Here is a 12,288-nt window from a genome sequence, read left to right as displayed (position 1 = left end):
CCCCCTGGCCACCCGCCGCTTCCCGGCCGGCCAGTTCATCCGCAAGCCGCATGAACTGGACTATTTGGAGGAACCGGACGTCTTCCACGACGTGTTCGGCCACGTGCCGATGCTGACCGACCCGGTGTTCGCCGACTACATGCAGGCCTATGGCCAGGGCGGCCAGCGGGCGCTGAGCCTGGGCCATCTGGCCAACCTGGCGCGCCTCTACTGGTACACGGTCGAGTTCGGCCTGATGGAGACGAAGGCGGGCCTGCGCATCTACGGGGCGGGCATCGTCTCGTCGCGCACCGAGTCGATCTTCGCCCTCGACGATCCCTCCCCCAACCGCCTGGGGTTCGACCTGGAACGGGTGATGCGCACCCCCTACCGGATCGACGACTTCCAGCAGGTCTATTTCGTCATTCCGTCGATCCAGACCCTGCAGGACGTCACGCTGCGCGACTTCGGCCCGCTGTACGACCGCCTGACCGGCGCCGACGACCTCGGCATCGCCGAGATCACCGCCGCCGACCGGGTGATCACCGCCGGGACGCAGGCCTATGCGAAGGCCGGCGGGCGGCTGGCCACGGCCGCGGACTGACCTTTCAGGCCAAACAGCAGCCGCACGCCGGGGATGCGTCGCACGATCTCGTAGGTCGCGAAGCAGCCGGCGAAGGTGAAGACGATCAGGATCGCCGCCTCCAGCCCTTGCGGCAACCCCAGCTTGGCCAGGTGGTGGGCCGCGACCACGATCAGGGTCTGATGGACGATGTAGAACGGGAACACGCCGAGCGTCAGGTAGCGCAAGGCCGGCGAGCTTCGGTTGAGGTGCAGGGCGCCGAAGCCCAGGATCGCCGCGATCGCGCACCATTGGTCCAGCGAATAGACCACGCGCATGATCAGGCGCAGCGCCTGCGCGGGCACGGCGTCGTCACGATAGATCCAGGCATAGGTCGCCCAGCCGGCATAGGCGGCCAGGGCCAGGATCAGGGATGGCCAGCGCGCCGCGATCAGGCGCTGGCGCAGCACGTCGGACTTGGCCAGGCCGAACCCCAGCAGGAAGGCGGCCAGCGAGACGGCGTGGTTGTACCAGTCGTCGACCAGGGCGTGCGTGACGTCGAAGCGCGGGAACAGGAACATCCGGGTCGCGGCCAGGAAGGCCACCGGCCAGAGGATCAGGCCGGCCCCGCTCAGCGCCCGCTCGGCGCCGGCCTGCAGACGATCGCCCAGGCGGCGGAACATCGCCAGCAGCCCGGCCAGCACCAGGGTGTAGACCAGCAGATAGGCTACGAACCACATGTGGTTCCAGGTCGGGGTGATCAGGCAGCCGTCCGGCGTGCACCAACGCCCCGAGGCCGTGGCGTACCTCAGCCAGAAGCCGTCGACGGTTCCCGGCCAGCCGGGATGGGCGGCCGCGTACTCCACCACCTGGTAGTAGGACTGCGGCGGCACGATCACGAACATGGCGAACAGCAGCGGCGGCAGCAGGCGCGCCACTCGCGCGGCGGTCAGATGACCCACCGTGACCTTGTCGGCCATGAACCGCGTCGCCGCGCCCGAGACCAGGAACAGCAAGGTCAGCCGCCAGGGATTGGTCAGCATCATCACCGGCTCTAGCGCCGGAACCGGATGAGGCGACTTCACATGCCAATCCCACGGCACGTAGAACATGCCGACGTGGTAGAGAATCAACAGGAAGAACGCGCCGACCCGGATCCAGTCGAGGTCGTGGCGGCGGTCTGGGTTTGAGACGGTCGAGGTCATGAGAAGGCGTCCCACTTGAAAAAGGATGCGAAGGTCGTGACCCGCGCCACCACCACAGGCCAAGCGCCGGGGGATCAACGGGCGCCGACAGGGACGAGCGGAAAAGCACCGGGGATGAGCGGCGCGCTTTTCGGGATGAGCGGCGAAGAGCGGCAGGGCCTCTGGCGCGCCTGGCTGCTCGGCGTCAGCCTGATTGCCTGCATCTGCATCGTCAACGTCCTGACCATCCGGCATGACGCCCCCCGCCTGGGCACCCTGCCCCCCGCGATCTGGGAGGCCAGCAGCGCCCTGGTGACGATGGTGATCTTCGCCATTCCGGCGGCCGTGGCGCTATGGACGACCCGCACGTCTCCGCGCTGGTGGAAGGCCGCGCCGGTCCACATGGTCGCGGTCGTCACCTATTCGGTGCTTCACGTGACGGGCTTCGTGGCGTTGCGAAAACTCGCCTACCTCGCGCTGCTGCACGAGCCCTACCAGTTTGGGCCGCTGTCCACCGAGTTCCCGTACGAGTTCCGCAAGGACCTGATGGCCTACGGCCTGGCCTCGATCATCTATTATCTGTCTCTGCGGCAAAGCGGCCGGCAGGCGGCCGAGCTCGCCCGGTCCGCCTCCGCCATGGTCCACTTCGACATCCGGGACGGCGCGCGTCTGGTCCGCGTCCCGGTCAGCGAAATTCTCGCGGTGCGCTCGGCCGGCAACTACGCCGAATTCCTGTTGGAGGACGGCCGCCGTCCCCTGATGCGCTCGTCGCTGGGCGCGCTCGAGACGCGGCTGAACGAGCACGGTTTCGTGCGGACCCACCGCTCATGGCTGGTCAACCCCGTCCGCGTGACCGGCCTGCGGCCGGAGGGCTCCGGCGACTATGCGGTCGAACTGGGCGAGGTCCAGGCGCCGCTGTCGCGACGGTTCCCCCAGGCGCTGACAGCGTTGCGCGGCTAGTCGAGCAACATCCCCATGACGATGTCGTCCTCCAGGCGTCCGTCCGGATGGCGGCCGCGTCCAGGCATCCGGCCCTCGATCCGAAACCCCAGACGCTCGTAAAGCCGTTGCGCGCCGAGATTGTCGGCGCCCGTCCACAGTTCGATCCGGCCAACGGGCGGCGTCGCCTGGCGGGCCGCGGCGATCAGGGCGCGGAACAGGGCCGAACCGACGCCGCGCCCCTGCCAGTCCGGATCCACGGCGACGGTCAGGTCGGTCAGCACATGGGCGAACAGGGCCAGCTTCATGCGCTCGACATGGATCTCGCCGCACAGCGCCCCGTCCGAAGCGACCGCCACGAGGTTGAGGCCGCCGTCCGCGGCCGCCGCCATCGCGTGGGCGACATAGTCGGCCGTGATCTCCTCGGGCCGCCGGGCCAGGCCGCCCGGCGTCTCGGCCACCCGGCGGTGCAACGCCAGGATCGCCGCCGCGTCATGCGCCGTGGCCGGACGGACGACGAAATCGCCCATGGCTCAGGCGGCCCTTTGGAACGGATAGAAGTCGCCGCCCAGATCGAGGATGGCCGTCAGTTCGTCCAGGGCCTCGCGACCTTCGCGGATCAGGGCCGGATCGGCCAGGTCGGCGGGCGCCAGGCGGTCGCGATAGCGGTGCTCGGCCCAGGCGTTCAGCCGCGCGTGCAGGGCTGCGTCGAGACGTTGCCCCGGATTGGTCGTGGCCAGCTCGGCGTCGGTCAGCACCACCCGCAGGCGCAGGCAGGCCGGGCCGCCGCCGTTGCGCATGCTCTGGCGCACATCGACATACTCCACGCGCCCGATCGGGCCGTTGGAACCGGCCAGGGCTTGGGCGGCCGCATGGGCGCGCGGGTTGTCGCGGGTCTCGCCGGGGGCCAGCAGCACCAGGCGGTCCTCGCCCGGCAGGACGAGGAGCTGGGAGTTGAAGAGGTAGCTCTTCACCAGGTCGTCCAGCGGCAGGTCGGCCTCGCTGATCTCGACGAAGGCCGGTTCGAACAGGCCGGCGGCGGCGCGGCGGACATCGGCCTCCATCGCCACGCGATCCTCGAAGGCCTGTTCGTGGAACAGCAGGCATTCGCGTGTGCCGACGCAGACCACGTCGTTGTGGAACGCCCCGCCGTTGATCGCCGCCATGCCCTGGCGGGCGAAGACGCCGCGCGCCGCGCCGTGTCGACGCTCGACGGCCTCGAAGGCCTCGCGGGTCTGGCGGGCCGGATAGCGACCCTCCCAGCGCTCCCAGGCCTCGCGACCCCAGACGAACAGATTGACCCCCGCCTCGCCATGATCGGCGCAAAGGCGCACGTGGTTGGCCGCGCCCTCGTCGGCGAAATGCGGCTGAGCCGGCAGCGGATCGTGAACCGCGAACCGGGCGCGGTCGGGAAACAGCCGACGCAGCGACCGGGCCGTCTGCGGCCCTTCCAGGCTGCGGTGCAGGTTGGTCAGCAGGTTGGCGGGCGTGAAGTGGACACGGCCGTCGGCGGTGTCGGCGCTGGGCGTCACGGTGGCGGCGTTGGCGGCCCACATCGGCGAGGCCGAGCACGACGCGGCGGCCAGGGCGGGAGCGTCCTTCCACGCCTTTTCAAGCACCTGGGCGTCGGAACCTGAGAAGCCGATCGACCGCAGCAAGGCCAGGTCCGGCCGCTCGTGCGGCGGCAGCACGAACTGCGGCACGCCCCAGTCGGCCAGCTTGCGCATCTTGGTCAGCCCCTCCAGCACCGCGGCGCGGGGATTGGAGACCTCGCCGGCGTTGGTCTGGCTGGCGATGTTGCCGGGCGACAGGCCGACATAGGAGTGGGTCGGGCCGACCAGGCCGTCGCAATTGGCCTCGACCGCGCGCGAGCTCATTCGCGCAACCCCTTGATATCGCCCAGGGTATTGGTCACGCTCGCCGCCTCGAAACTGGCGACCGGATAGGCGCAATAGTCCGCCGCGTAATAGGCGCTGGGACGGTGGTTGCCCGAACTGCCCAGGCCGCCGAACGGCATGGTTCCGGCGGCGCCGGTGGTCGGCCGGTTCCAGTTGACGACACCGGCCCGGATGCGCTTGAGGAAATGATCCCAATGCGCTGTTTCGTTGGAGATAAGTCCGGCCGACAGACCATAGCGCGTGGCGTTGGCGGCGGCGATCGCCGCATCGAACGACCCCACCCGGCGCACCTGCAACAGCGGCGCGAACAACTCCTCGTCGGGGATCGTCTCGCCGGTCACGTCGACCAGGCCGGGCGAGACGAAGGCGCCGCTCAGACCCTCGACCGACACCATGGCGCGCACGGTCTTGCCGGCCATCGCCTGGGCGCCGGCCAGGGCCGTGGCGGCGGCGCGATCGGAGATCAACGGACCCATGAAGGGCTCCCGCCCGCCGTTCCACGGCCCGATGACCAGGCGCTCGGACAGCGCCGCCACGGCGTCGATCACCGCCTGGCCGCTGGCGTCGTCGCGGACGATCAGGCGACGGGCGCAGGAGCAGCGCTGGCCGGTGGTGATGAAGGCCGACTGCACGACCAGGGCCGCGACGGCCTCGGCGTCGCCGGCGTCCCAGACCACCAGCGGGTTGTTGCCCCCCAGCTCCAGGGCCAGGATCACGTCCGGCCGGTCGGCGAAGTAGCGGCGGAAGAAGGCGCCGGCCTGGGCCGAGCCGGTGAACAGCAGGCCGTCGATCTCCTGATCGAGCAGCGCCTGGCCGGTCTCCCGCCCGCCTTGCACCAGGTTGACGACGCCCGCGGGCACGCCGGCCGCTTCCAGGGCCTCGACCAGCAATTGGCCGGCCAGGGGCGTTTCCTCCGACGGCTTGAACACCACGGTGTCGCCGGCCAGCAAGGCCGGCACGATGTGGCCGTTGGGCAGGTGGCCCGGGAAGTTGAACGGCCCCAGCACCACCATCACGCCATGCGGCCGGTGGCGCAGCACCGCGCGGCCGAACGCCATGGCGTTCTCATGCTCGCCGGTCCGTTCCTCATAGGCCTTGATCGAAGCCTCGACCTTGCCGGCCATCGAGCCCAGTTCGGCCGTGGTCTCCCACAGCGCCTTGCCGGTCTCGCGGCTCAGGGCCTGCGCATAGTCGGCCGTGCGAGCGACCAGCACGTCCTTGTAGCGGCGCAGGACGGCGATCCGCTCGTCGCGTGACCGGTCGGCCCAGGCCGGGAAGGCCTTGCGCGCGGCGGCGACCGCCGCGACCACGTCCGAAACGCCGGCCGTCGCCTGACGCCAGATCACCTCGCCGGTGGTCGGATCGATCGAAACCACCTCGGCCCCGGCGCCCGCGCGCCAGACGCCATCGATAAACACGCCGCCGCTCATGCCTTCACCCGCACCATTTCGCCTTCGCTCACACCCAGCGCCTGGGCCGCTTCACGACCGATGATCGCTGTCTCGCCGTCGATCAGCACCGGCGCGCGCACCGCCCGGAAGCGGGCGACGGCGCCGGAGGAGATCAGGGCCTCCTCGCCATAGGCGTCCTCGCCCAGCCTCACCCGCAACCGCCGGCCTTCGCGCACGGTCTTGATGTCGTCGCGCCGCGCCGCCACGGTCGGGCCGGCGTCGAAGATGTCGACCAACCCCGAGAACCGGAACCCTTCGGTCTCCAGCATGGCTCGCGCCGCCTCGCCCTCGCGATGCACGCGGCCGATGGTCTCCGAGGCGGCCTGCGGCAGCAGCTCGGCGTAGATCGGATGGCGGGGCGCCAGGTCGAGGATGAACTGGCCGTCGGTCGAGGCGCTCATCCGGTCGGCCTCGTCGAACTCCAGCCGGAAGAACTTGCTGGCCACGTGATCCCAGAACGGACAGCTGCCGTCCTCGGCGAACCAGCCGCGCAACTCGGCCAGCACCATCTCGGCGAAGCGCTGAGGCTCCAGGCCGATCAGCATGTAGCGTGACTGAGCCAGCAGGCGCCCCGCCCCGCCCTTGCGGCGCTCGGGCTTGAGGAACAGCGACCCCACCTCCGACCAGCCGGCGCATTCGTTGACCAGCACCAGGGCCCGGTGGTCGAAGCGCTTGTCGAGCGTGGGAGAAGATTGCGCCAAGGTCACGACGCGAAACGAGAAATGCGGTCGTTTCAAACCCACGCCGGCCTTGACCCCGGCCACGCCGATCACGTCGCCGGCCTCGATGTCCTCGAGCATCAGGGTGTACCAGGCCTCGGGCGCGGCGACCTCGGAATGGAAGCTGGCCAGGGAAAGTTCCAGGCGCTGGCGCAGGGTCTGCTCGTCTGCCGGCAAGCTGGTGAAGCCGCGGCCCGACAGGACGGCCAGCTCCATCAGGCTGTCGAAATCGACGGGCATGGCGGGACGGACGACGAGCATTCTAGACGGTCTCCACGAGGTCGGTCATGGCGGCGCGCAGGGCGGGACCGTCGATCTCGCCGCTCGCCAGTTTCATCAGGATCAGGGCCGACAGCTGGGCGCGCTCGACGAAGCTGTCGGGCCAGGCGTGCTCGGCCTCGCTGTGGATGTCGCCGCCGCGCACGCCCAGGGTGTCGACATTGGGCAGGCCCGAGGCGAACAGGTTGTTGCCCTCGCAGACCCCGCCGGAGGGCTTCCAGGCGATCTCCTGGCCGAGCAGGGCGCCCACCGCCTTCACGGCCCCGAACAGGCCTTGCTGGGCGGCGTTGAAGGGCTTGGCGCCCCGGGTGATGCGGCCATGCAGGTGGGCGTGCAGCCCCTCCCCGGTCACCGAGGCGACGATCCTGTCGACTTGGCCTTCGAACCAGGCCGCGTCTTCCGCGGCGGGGAAGCGGACATTGAAGCGGACCACCGCCACGTCGGGCACCATGTTGAGCGGCGAACCGCCGTCGATCTTGGCGATGTTGCAGGTGACGCCGTCGCGCTGGCCGTTGAGGGCGTGCAGCGCCTGGGCGATCCGCGCGGCCTCCATCACCGCGTTGCGGCCGGCGGCGAAGTCGCGGCCGGCATGGGCGGCGCGGCCGTGGACGACGATGTGGAAATTGCCCGAGCCCTTGCGGGCGCTGGCCAGGGCGCCGTCGGCCAGGGCCGGTTCGTAGGTCAGGCCCACATGGCCCAGGCGCGCGAACGCCGCCAGGATCGGGGCCGAGGCCACCGAGCCGATCTCCTCGTCCGGCGACAGCAGCACGCGATAGCCGACGCGGTGGGCCAGCGGGTGGCGCTCGAACGCCTCCAGCGCCGCCAGCATCACCGAGATGCCGCCCTTCATGTCGGCGATGCCGGGACCGTGCAGGGCGCCGTCGGGACGGGTGCTGACGGTCTGGAAGCCGCTGGTCTCCGGATAGACGGTGTCGTAGTGGCCGGTCAGCACGACCTGGACCGGAGCCTCGGGCCGCACGACGACGGCGATGGCCGACGGGTGCGCCTGCTCGCCGACCTTGCCGTCGGCGCCCACCTCGGGCGAGGCCGCCAGCGGGATGTCGGTCGGAGCGGCGGGCAGGCGCGAAAAGGCGTCGAGCAGAATTTGCCGCTGGCGCTCGAGCCCCGCCAGGTGGCGGCTTCCGGAGTTGATGGCGCACCAGGCGACCGCCCGATCGATGATCAGGGCGCCCTGCGCGGCCAGATGATCCAGAACGGCGCGATCCTCGTCGTTGAGTCGCATGAAATCGTTGTCTCCCTCAGTTCAACCTAAACCAAGGGCCGCGGACAATTCGTGCTTCCTGGATCGAGGAAACCGGGCGTCCGCGCAACAGCCTTGCTCCGGATAGGCTCCATTCCCTGGCGAGCGCCGAGGGTCGGGATCCGGATCTGTTACTGCTTGCTTCGCGAGGCCAAGCCACGTGGGACTCGGCGGAAGCGGGTCAGTTGTAGTCCTTTCTCCAGCGCACCGAAAGCTGGGTGGCCCCCTGGCTGCCGATTTTGGAGACCAGGGAGAGGGCCTTGCGAACCCGCCATTCGACCTGGGCGGCGGGGCCCTCGCGGCCGCCGCCGATGATTTCCAGATAGACGTCGTCGGTGACGTACTTGCCGCCGGAGACCGTCATGCCCGTGGCCCCCTCGGCGAAGGACAGCCGGTCCAGACCCGCCAGGCTGCGCAGGTTGCCGATCACGTCGAAGCCGCCGCCGCCGGCCAGGGCCGCCAGGGCCGAGGCCAGCTGCGCGGCCTCGATCGGGGTCAGGTTGGCGGCCGAGGATCCGAACAGCACCTGCGACAGCACCTCGTCGCTGGGCAGTTCGGGCTTGGAGGTCAGGGTGATCTCGGGCTTGGCGGCGGTGCCCTGAACCCGCACCACGGCGGTCAGGGCGGGATCCTCGCGCGTCGCCGTCAGGTCCAGGCGGACGCGGTCCAGCTGGGTGGCCAGGCGCACCGTGCCGTCGTCGTCGAACTCGAAGCGCTTGCCGGCGAAGTCGTACTCGCCGCGCACGACCCGGGCCTGGCCGCTCAGGGTCGGGCTGTTGGTCGAGCCGCCGACGTGGGCGTCCAGCGAAAGCTCGACGTCCAGGCCGCGGCCCCTCACGAAGATCCGGCGGGGCGCCTTGAGCGTGACGTCGAGGGCCATGCCGCTGCCGGGCGTGACCTTGCGGGCCTCGATGCCCTGGTCCATCTCGTCCGGACGATTGCGCTCGATGACGTCCATCGTCACCACGCCGGCCGGGGCCTTGGTCTGGGCCGAAACGTCGGCGCGGTCGATGGTCAGGGCCCCGACCAGCTTGATCTTGCCGTCCGCGCCCCGGTTGATCGTCGTCTGGCCGGTGGCGCTGGCCGAGGCCAGATCGTTGTCGATGACCCGGAAGCCCTTGAGGTCCAGCTTGAAGCTGCCCAGCCCGTCGCGGGCCAGGCTGATCCGGCCGGAACCGGAGACCGAACCGCCCTGCCCGTCGCCGCCCGACGCCTGGCTGACGTCGATGGCGTTGTCGGCCAGGGCCACGTGGACGATGACGTCGCGCAGGCTGAGGCCCGTCTGGCCGTCATCGACCCGTCCGCCTTCCAGGCTGGCGCGGCCGGTCAGGCGCGGATCAGCCAGGGTGCCGGCCAGCGTGCCCTCGGCGTCGATCTTGCCCGACACGCTGCGTTCGGAGCTGCCCAGCAGGTCCCACAGCGGCTTGATCTCGCCCTGGGCCACGAACCGGCCCTCCACGGGGCGGGTGCGGTTGATCGCCAGGTGGAACGGCTTGGCCGAGGCCTCGGTGGGCAGGGTCACGTCGGCCTCGGCCCGCAGGCCCAGGCTATTGGAGCTGGTGGCGTTGATCGTCATCAGGTTGTCGCGCAGCACGCCGCGGATCTGGGCGTTCAGCGAGCGGTCCGCCCTGGACCCGCGTTCCCGGGCGCCCGTCAGGTTGGCGTCGAAATCGCCCGTCAGCACGGGTCCCGAACCGCTGAGCGCGACCCGCGCGTCGATCTTGCCGGCCACGTCCGGATTGAGGGCGGTCAGGCTGACCCCGGTCAGTTCGGCCCGCAGGGTGGCTAGGTCGCCGCCGACATCGGCGTCGAGATCGGCCTGGCCGTCGCCCACCGACAGACGCAGGCGGGCGCTGTTGCGGGGGCCGCCAAAGCGGATCTGGGCGGTTTCGCGGGTCTTGATCTCGGTGCGGGCCATGGTCCCAGCCGCGTCGAGGGTCAGCAGGTACTCCTCGCCCGCCTCGCTGAGCACGCCCGAGCCGTTCAGTTTCCAGCGGCCGGACGGCGCCTCGCCGCGCGCGTCCACCGTCAGGGGCAAGCGCGCCATCGGACCGTTGGCCTTGATCGCCGCGTGACGCACCTTCCAGGCCCCGCCGACCACGTCGTCGGCGGCCAGGTCGAGCTGGGCCATGGTACCAGCCGTCCCGTCGCTGATCCGCGCCGTGCCCTTGACCGAGCCCTGGGCCAGGAAGGCGCCGGGACCGACCGCCACGACGAGGTCGGCCGTGGCCGGGCGCCCGTTGCGCAGGCTGACCGCGCCCTTGGCCTTGGCCCCGCCGGCGTCGACGTCCAGGTCGGTGAGCTCCAGCCCGCCGGTGGCGAAGTTGAAGGCCGTGCGGCCCCGCGCCGGGCCATACTGGCTGCCGGCCTCGATCGACGCCACGCCGTCGGCGCCGTCGGGCCGCTTGGCGAAGGACAGGACGACATGGGCGTCCTTCAGCGGCAGGCGCGGCACGTCGATGGAATCGAAATCGGCGATCAGGTCGGCCTTGGGGGCCTGCAAGGTCCCGGTGACCGCCCCCGTGCCCTTGGCCTTGCCAGCGATCTCCACCGGGCCGGCGCTGAACGGGCCGTTGGCCGTCCAGTCCAGCTTGAAGCCCAGGGCCGTGCCCGGACCCAGCACGCCGGAGGCCCGCACCGAGGCGGCGGCGCCGTCGAGCTTGGCGTCGGCGACCGACAGCCGGTCGTTGGCCCAGGCGGCGCGGGCGTTCAGGCGCGGCGCCTTGCCCAGCAGCCGGTCCAGCTCCGAAAGGCCCGAAACGAAATTGGCGCCGCGCGCATCGACCGTCAGCATCCACGGCCTGTTCGCCGCCTGGCTGGCCGACCACTTGGCCGTCGCCTGCCCGGCCATGCCGGCGCGCACCGGCTTCAGGGAGGCGACCTTGGCTTCGCCCTTGAACGACAGGCCGCCCAGAATGCCGCGCTCGCCCTCCGCGACCACGGTCAGGTTGGGAGCCGTCACCTTGGCCGAGCGGATCAGGAAGCGGCCGTCCTTCAGCCGCGCGCCCTCGAACCGCGCCGTGGGCGAACGCCCCAGGATGGCCAGCACGCCCTCGCCCGCGCCGCCCTCGGTCGTGGCGTCGCCCTTGATCGTCAGTTCGCCGTTCTTCCAGGCGAGGCTGGCGGGACCCTGGACCCGGGCGAGGCGGTAGCCCAGCAGGGACAGGTTGCGCACGTCGGCCCGGCCGTCGATCGCGAAGCCTTGGCCGTCCATGCGGAAGACCCCGTCGACGACGCCCGCGCCCATCTTCGGCAACGGGGTGACCCTGGACAGGTCAGCGACCTTGGCGGTGAAGGTCAGGCCCGCCGGCGCGGTGATCCGCTTGGCCAGGTCCGCCGGACCGTGAGCGACCAGGGAGAGGTTCGGCGCATCGACCTTGAGGTCGAGCATGTTGAACGCCCCGGCCTTGCGGCCGACGATCGAGAACCGGGCGTCGACTCCGAACATCTTCTCCTCGCGATCGGTCAGGGTCGAGGCCGACAGGTCGATGTCGCCGGTCGCCGAGCCGCCCTGCGCGTTCCAGGCGCCGCCGGCCTTCAGCGGCGTGGCGTCGCCTGAGCGGGCCAGCACGGTGAACGCGCCCTGGCTGGTGGTGCCGGTGGCCTTGGCGTTCAGGTCGAACGGACGGTCGGGTGACAGCCCCAGCGCCCCGGCCAGGGCGCCGCCGTCGGCTTCGCGGGCCTGGGCGTCGAGCAGCAGCGTCTTGTCGCGCCCCAGATCGAAGCGCAGCTTCAGGTGGTCGCCGGCGTGCATGCGGCTGAGCACCGTCAGATTGCCCTTCTGGCCGCCCGAGCGCTCCGACTCGTAGTCGCCGCTCATGTCGAAATCGCCGGCCTGGCGACTGAACTCCGGTCGGGTGGTCAGCCGCAGGGCGACATGGTCGATGTCGACCGACAGCGGCGCGGCGCTGGACTTGCCCTTCGGCGTCAAGGTCGGACGGCGCAGCACCAGGACCTGGCGCGCCGAGATGTCGTCGGCGTGGAAGCGGCGGCCGAACAGTTCGGCGGGCCGCCAG

At 70.8% G+C, this 12,288-nt stretch carries 9 protein-coding genes; 2 read left to right on the top strand and 7 right to left on the bottom strand.

The genetic code is table 11. The features are described 5' to 3' along the window. Positions 1 to 583: phenylalanine-4-hydroxylase (locus PMI01_RS04320; protein ID WP_007663531.1), on the top strand; the 583-nt coding region annotated here is incomplete at its 5' end. Here the strand turns inward: PMI01_RS04320 and PMI01_RS04315 are convergent. Continuing rightward, positions 541 to 1,746: an acyltransferase family protein gene (locus PMI01_RS04315; protein WP_007663526.1), complete on the bottom strand. Its 1,206-nt coding sequence runs from the start codon at positions 1,744 to 1,746 to the stop codon at positions 541 to 543. The genes PMI01_RS04320 and PMI01_RS04315 overlap by 43 nt on opposite strands. Positions 1,747 to 1,860: 114 nt before the next feature. On the opposite strand from PMI01_RS04315, the gene PMI01_RS04310 reads away from it, so the two are divergent. Next, positions 1,861 to 2,685 carry a LytTR family DNA-binding domain-containing protein gene (locus tag PMI01_RS04310; RefSeq protein ID WP_007663524.1) on the top strand — a complete coding sequence of 275 codons (825 nt, stop codon included), beginning with the start codon at positions 1,861 to 1,863 and terminating at the stop codon, positions 2,683 to 2,685. On the opposite strand, the gene PMI01_RS04305 is transcribed toward PMI01_RS04310, so the two are convergent. From PMI01_RS04305 to PMI01_RS04280, 6 genes are all read right to left on the bottom strand, one after another. Beyond that, positions 2,682 to 3,194 carry a GNAT family N-acetyltransferase gene (locus PMI01_RS04305; RefSeq protein ID WP_007663521.1) on the bottom strand — a complete coding sequence of 171 codons (513 nt, stop codon included), beginning with the start codon at positions 3,192 to 3,194 and terminating at the stop codon, positions 2,682 to 2,684. The genes PMI01_RS04310 and PMI01_RS04305 overlap by 4 nt on opposite strands. 3 nt (positions 3,195 to 3,197) lie before the next feature. Continuing rightward, the gene (astB, locus tag PMI01_RS04300) at positions 3,198 to 4,541 is read right to left on the bottom strand and encodes an N-succinylarginine dihydrolase (protein WP_007663516.1); all 1,344 of its coding nucleotides are present in this window, start codon (positions 4,539 to 4,541) and stop codon (positions 3,198 to 3,200) included. After that, the gene (gene astD / locus PMI01_RS04295) at positions 4,538 to 5,992 is read right to left on the bottom strand and encodes a succinylglutamate-semialdehyde dehydrogenase (RefSeq protein ID WP_007663514.1); all 1,455 of its coding nucleotides are present in this window, start codon (positions 5,990 to 5,992) and stop codon (positions 4,538 to 4,540) included. The genes astB and astD overlap by 4 nt, the downstream gene beginning before the upstream one ends. Further along, positions 5,989 to 6,993 (bottom strand): arginine N-succinyltransferase, encoded by a 1,005-nt coding sequence (locus tag PMI01_RS04290; RefSeq protein WP_007663510.1) that lies wholly within the window; start codon positions 6,991 to 6,993, stop codon positions 5,989 to 5,991. The genes astD and PMI01_RS04290 overlap by 4 nt, the downstream gene beginning before the upstream one ends. 1 nt (position 6,994) lies before the next feature. Then, a complete protein-coding gene (locus PMI01_RS04285) occupies positions 6,995 to 8,254 on the bottom strand; it encodes a hydrolase (RefSeq protein ID WP_007663507.1) in 1,260 nt (419 codons plus the stop codon). A gap of 199 nt (positions 8,255 to 8,453) precedes the next feature. Continuing rightward, positions 8,454 to 12,288, bottom strand: a 3,835-nt coding sequence (locus tag PMI01_RS04280; RefSeq protein WP_007663504.1) for a translocation/assembly module TamB domain-containing protein, incomplete at its 5' end; no start/stop codon positions are given.

This window comes from Caulobacter sp. AP07 (genome assembly GCF_000281955.1).
Taxonomy (GTDB): Bacteria; Pseudomonadota; Alphaproteobacteria; order Caulobacterales; family Caulobacteraceae; genus Caulobacter.
The sequence above is the reverse complement of the archived record's forward strand: the minus strand, read 5'-3'. Positions and strand labels throughout refer to the sequence as shown.

Bases quoted from the DNA above. Each gene is read 5' to 3' on its own strand.
- PMI01_RS04315 (WP_007663526.1), bottom strand. From the start codon at position 1,746: ATGACCTCGACCGTCTCAAACCCAGACCGCCGCCACGACCTCGACTGG.
- PMI01_RS04310 (WP_007663524.1), top strand. From the start codon at position 1,861: ATGAGCGGCGCGCTTTTCGGGATGAGCGGCGAAGAGCGGCAGGGCCTC.
- PMI01_RS04305 (WP_007663521.1), bottom strand. From the start codon at position 3,194: ATGGGCGATTTCGTCGTCCGTCCGGCCACGGCGCATGACGCGGCGGCG.
- astB (WP_007663516.1), bottom strand. From the start codon at position 4,541: ATGAGCTCGCGCGCGGTCGAGGCCAATTGCGACGGCCTGGTCGGCCCG.
- astD (WP_007663514.1), bottom strand. From the start codon at position 5,992: ATGAGCGGCGGCGTGTTTATCGATGGCGTCTGGCGCGCGGGCGCCGGG.
- PMI01_RS04290 (WP_007663510.1), bottom strand. From the start codon at position 6,993: ATGCTCGTCGTCCGTCCCGCCATGCCCGTCGATTTCGACAGCCTGATG.
- PMI01_RS04285 (WP_007663507.1), bottom strand. From the start codon at position 8,254: ATGCGACTCAACGACGAGGATCGCGCCGTTCTGGATCATCTGGCCGCG.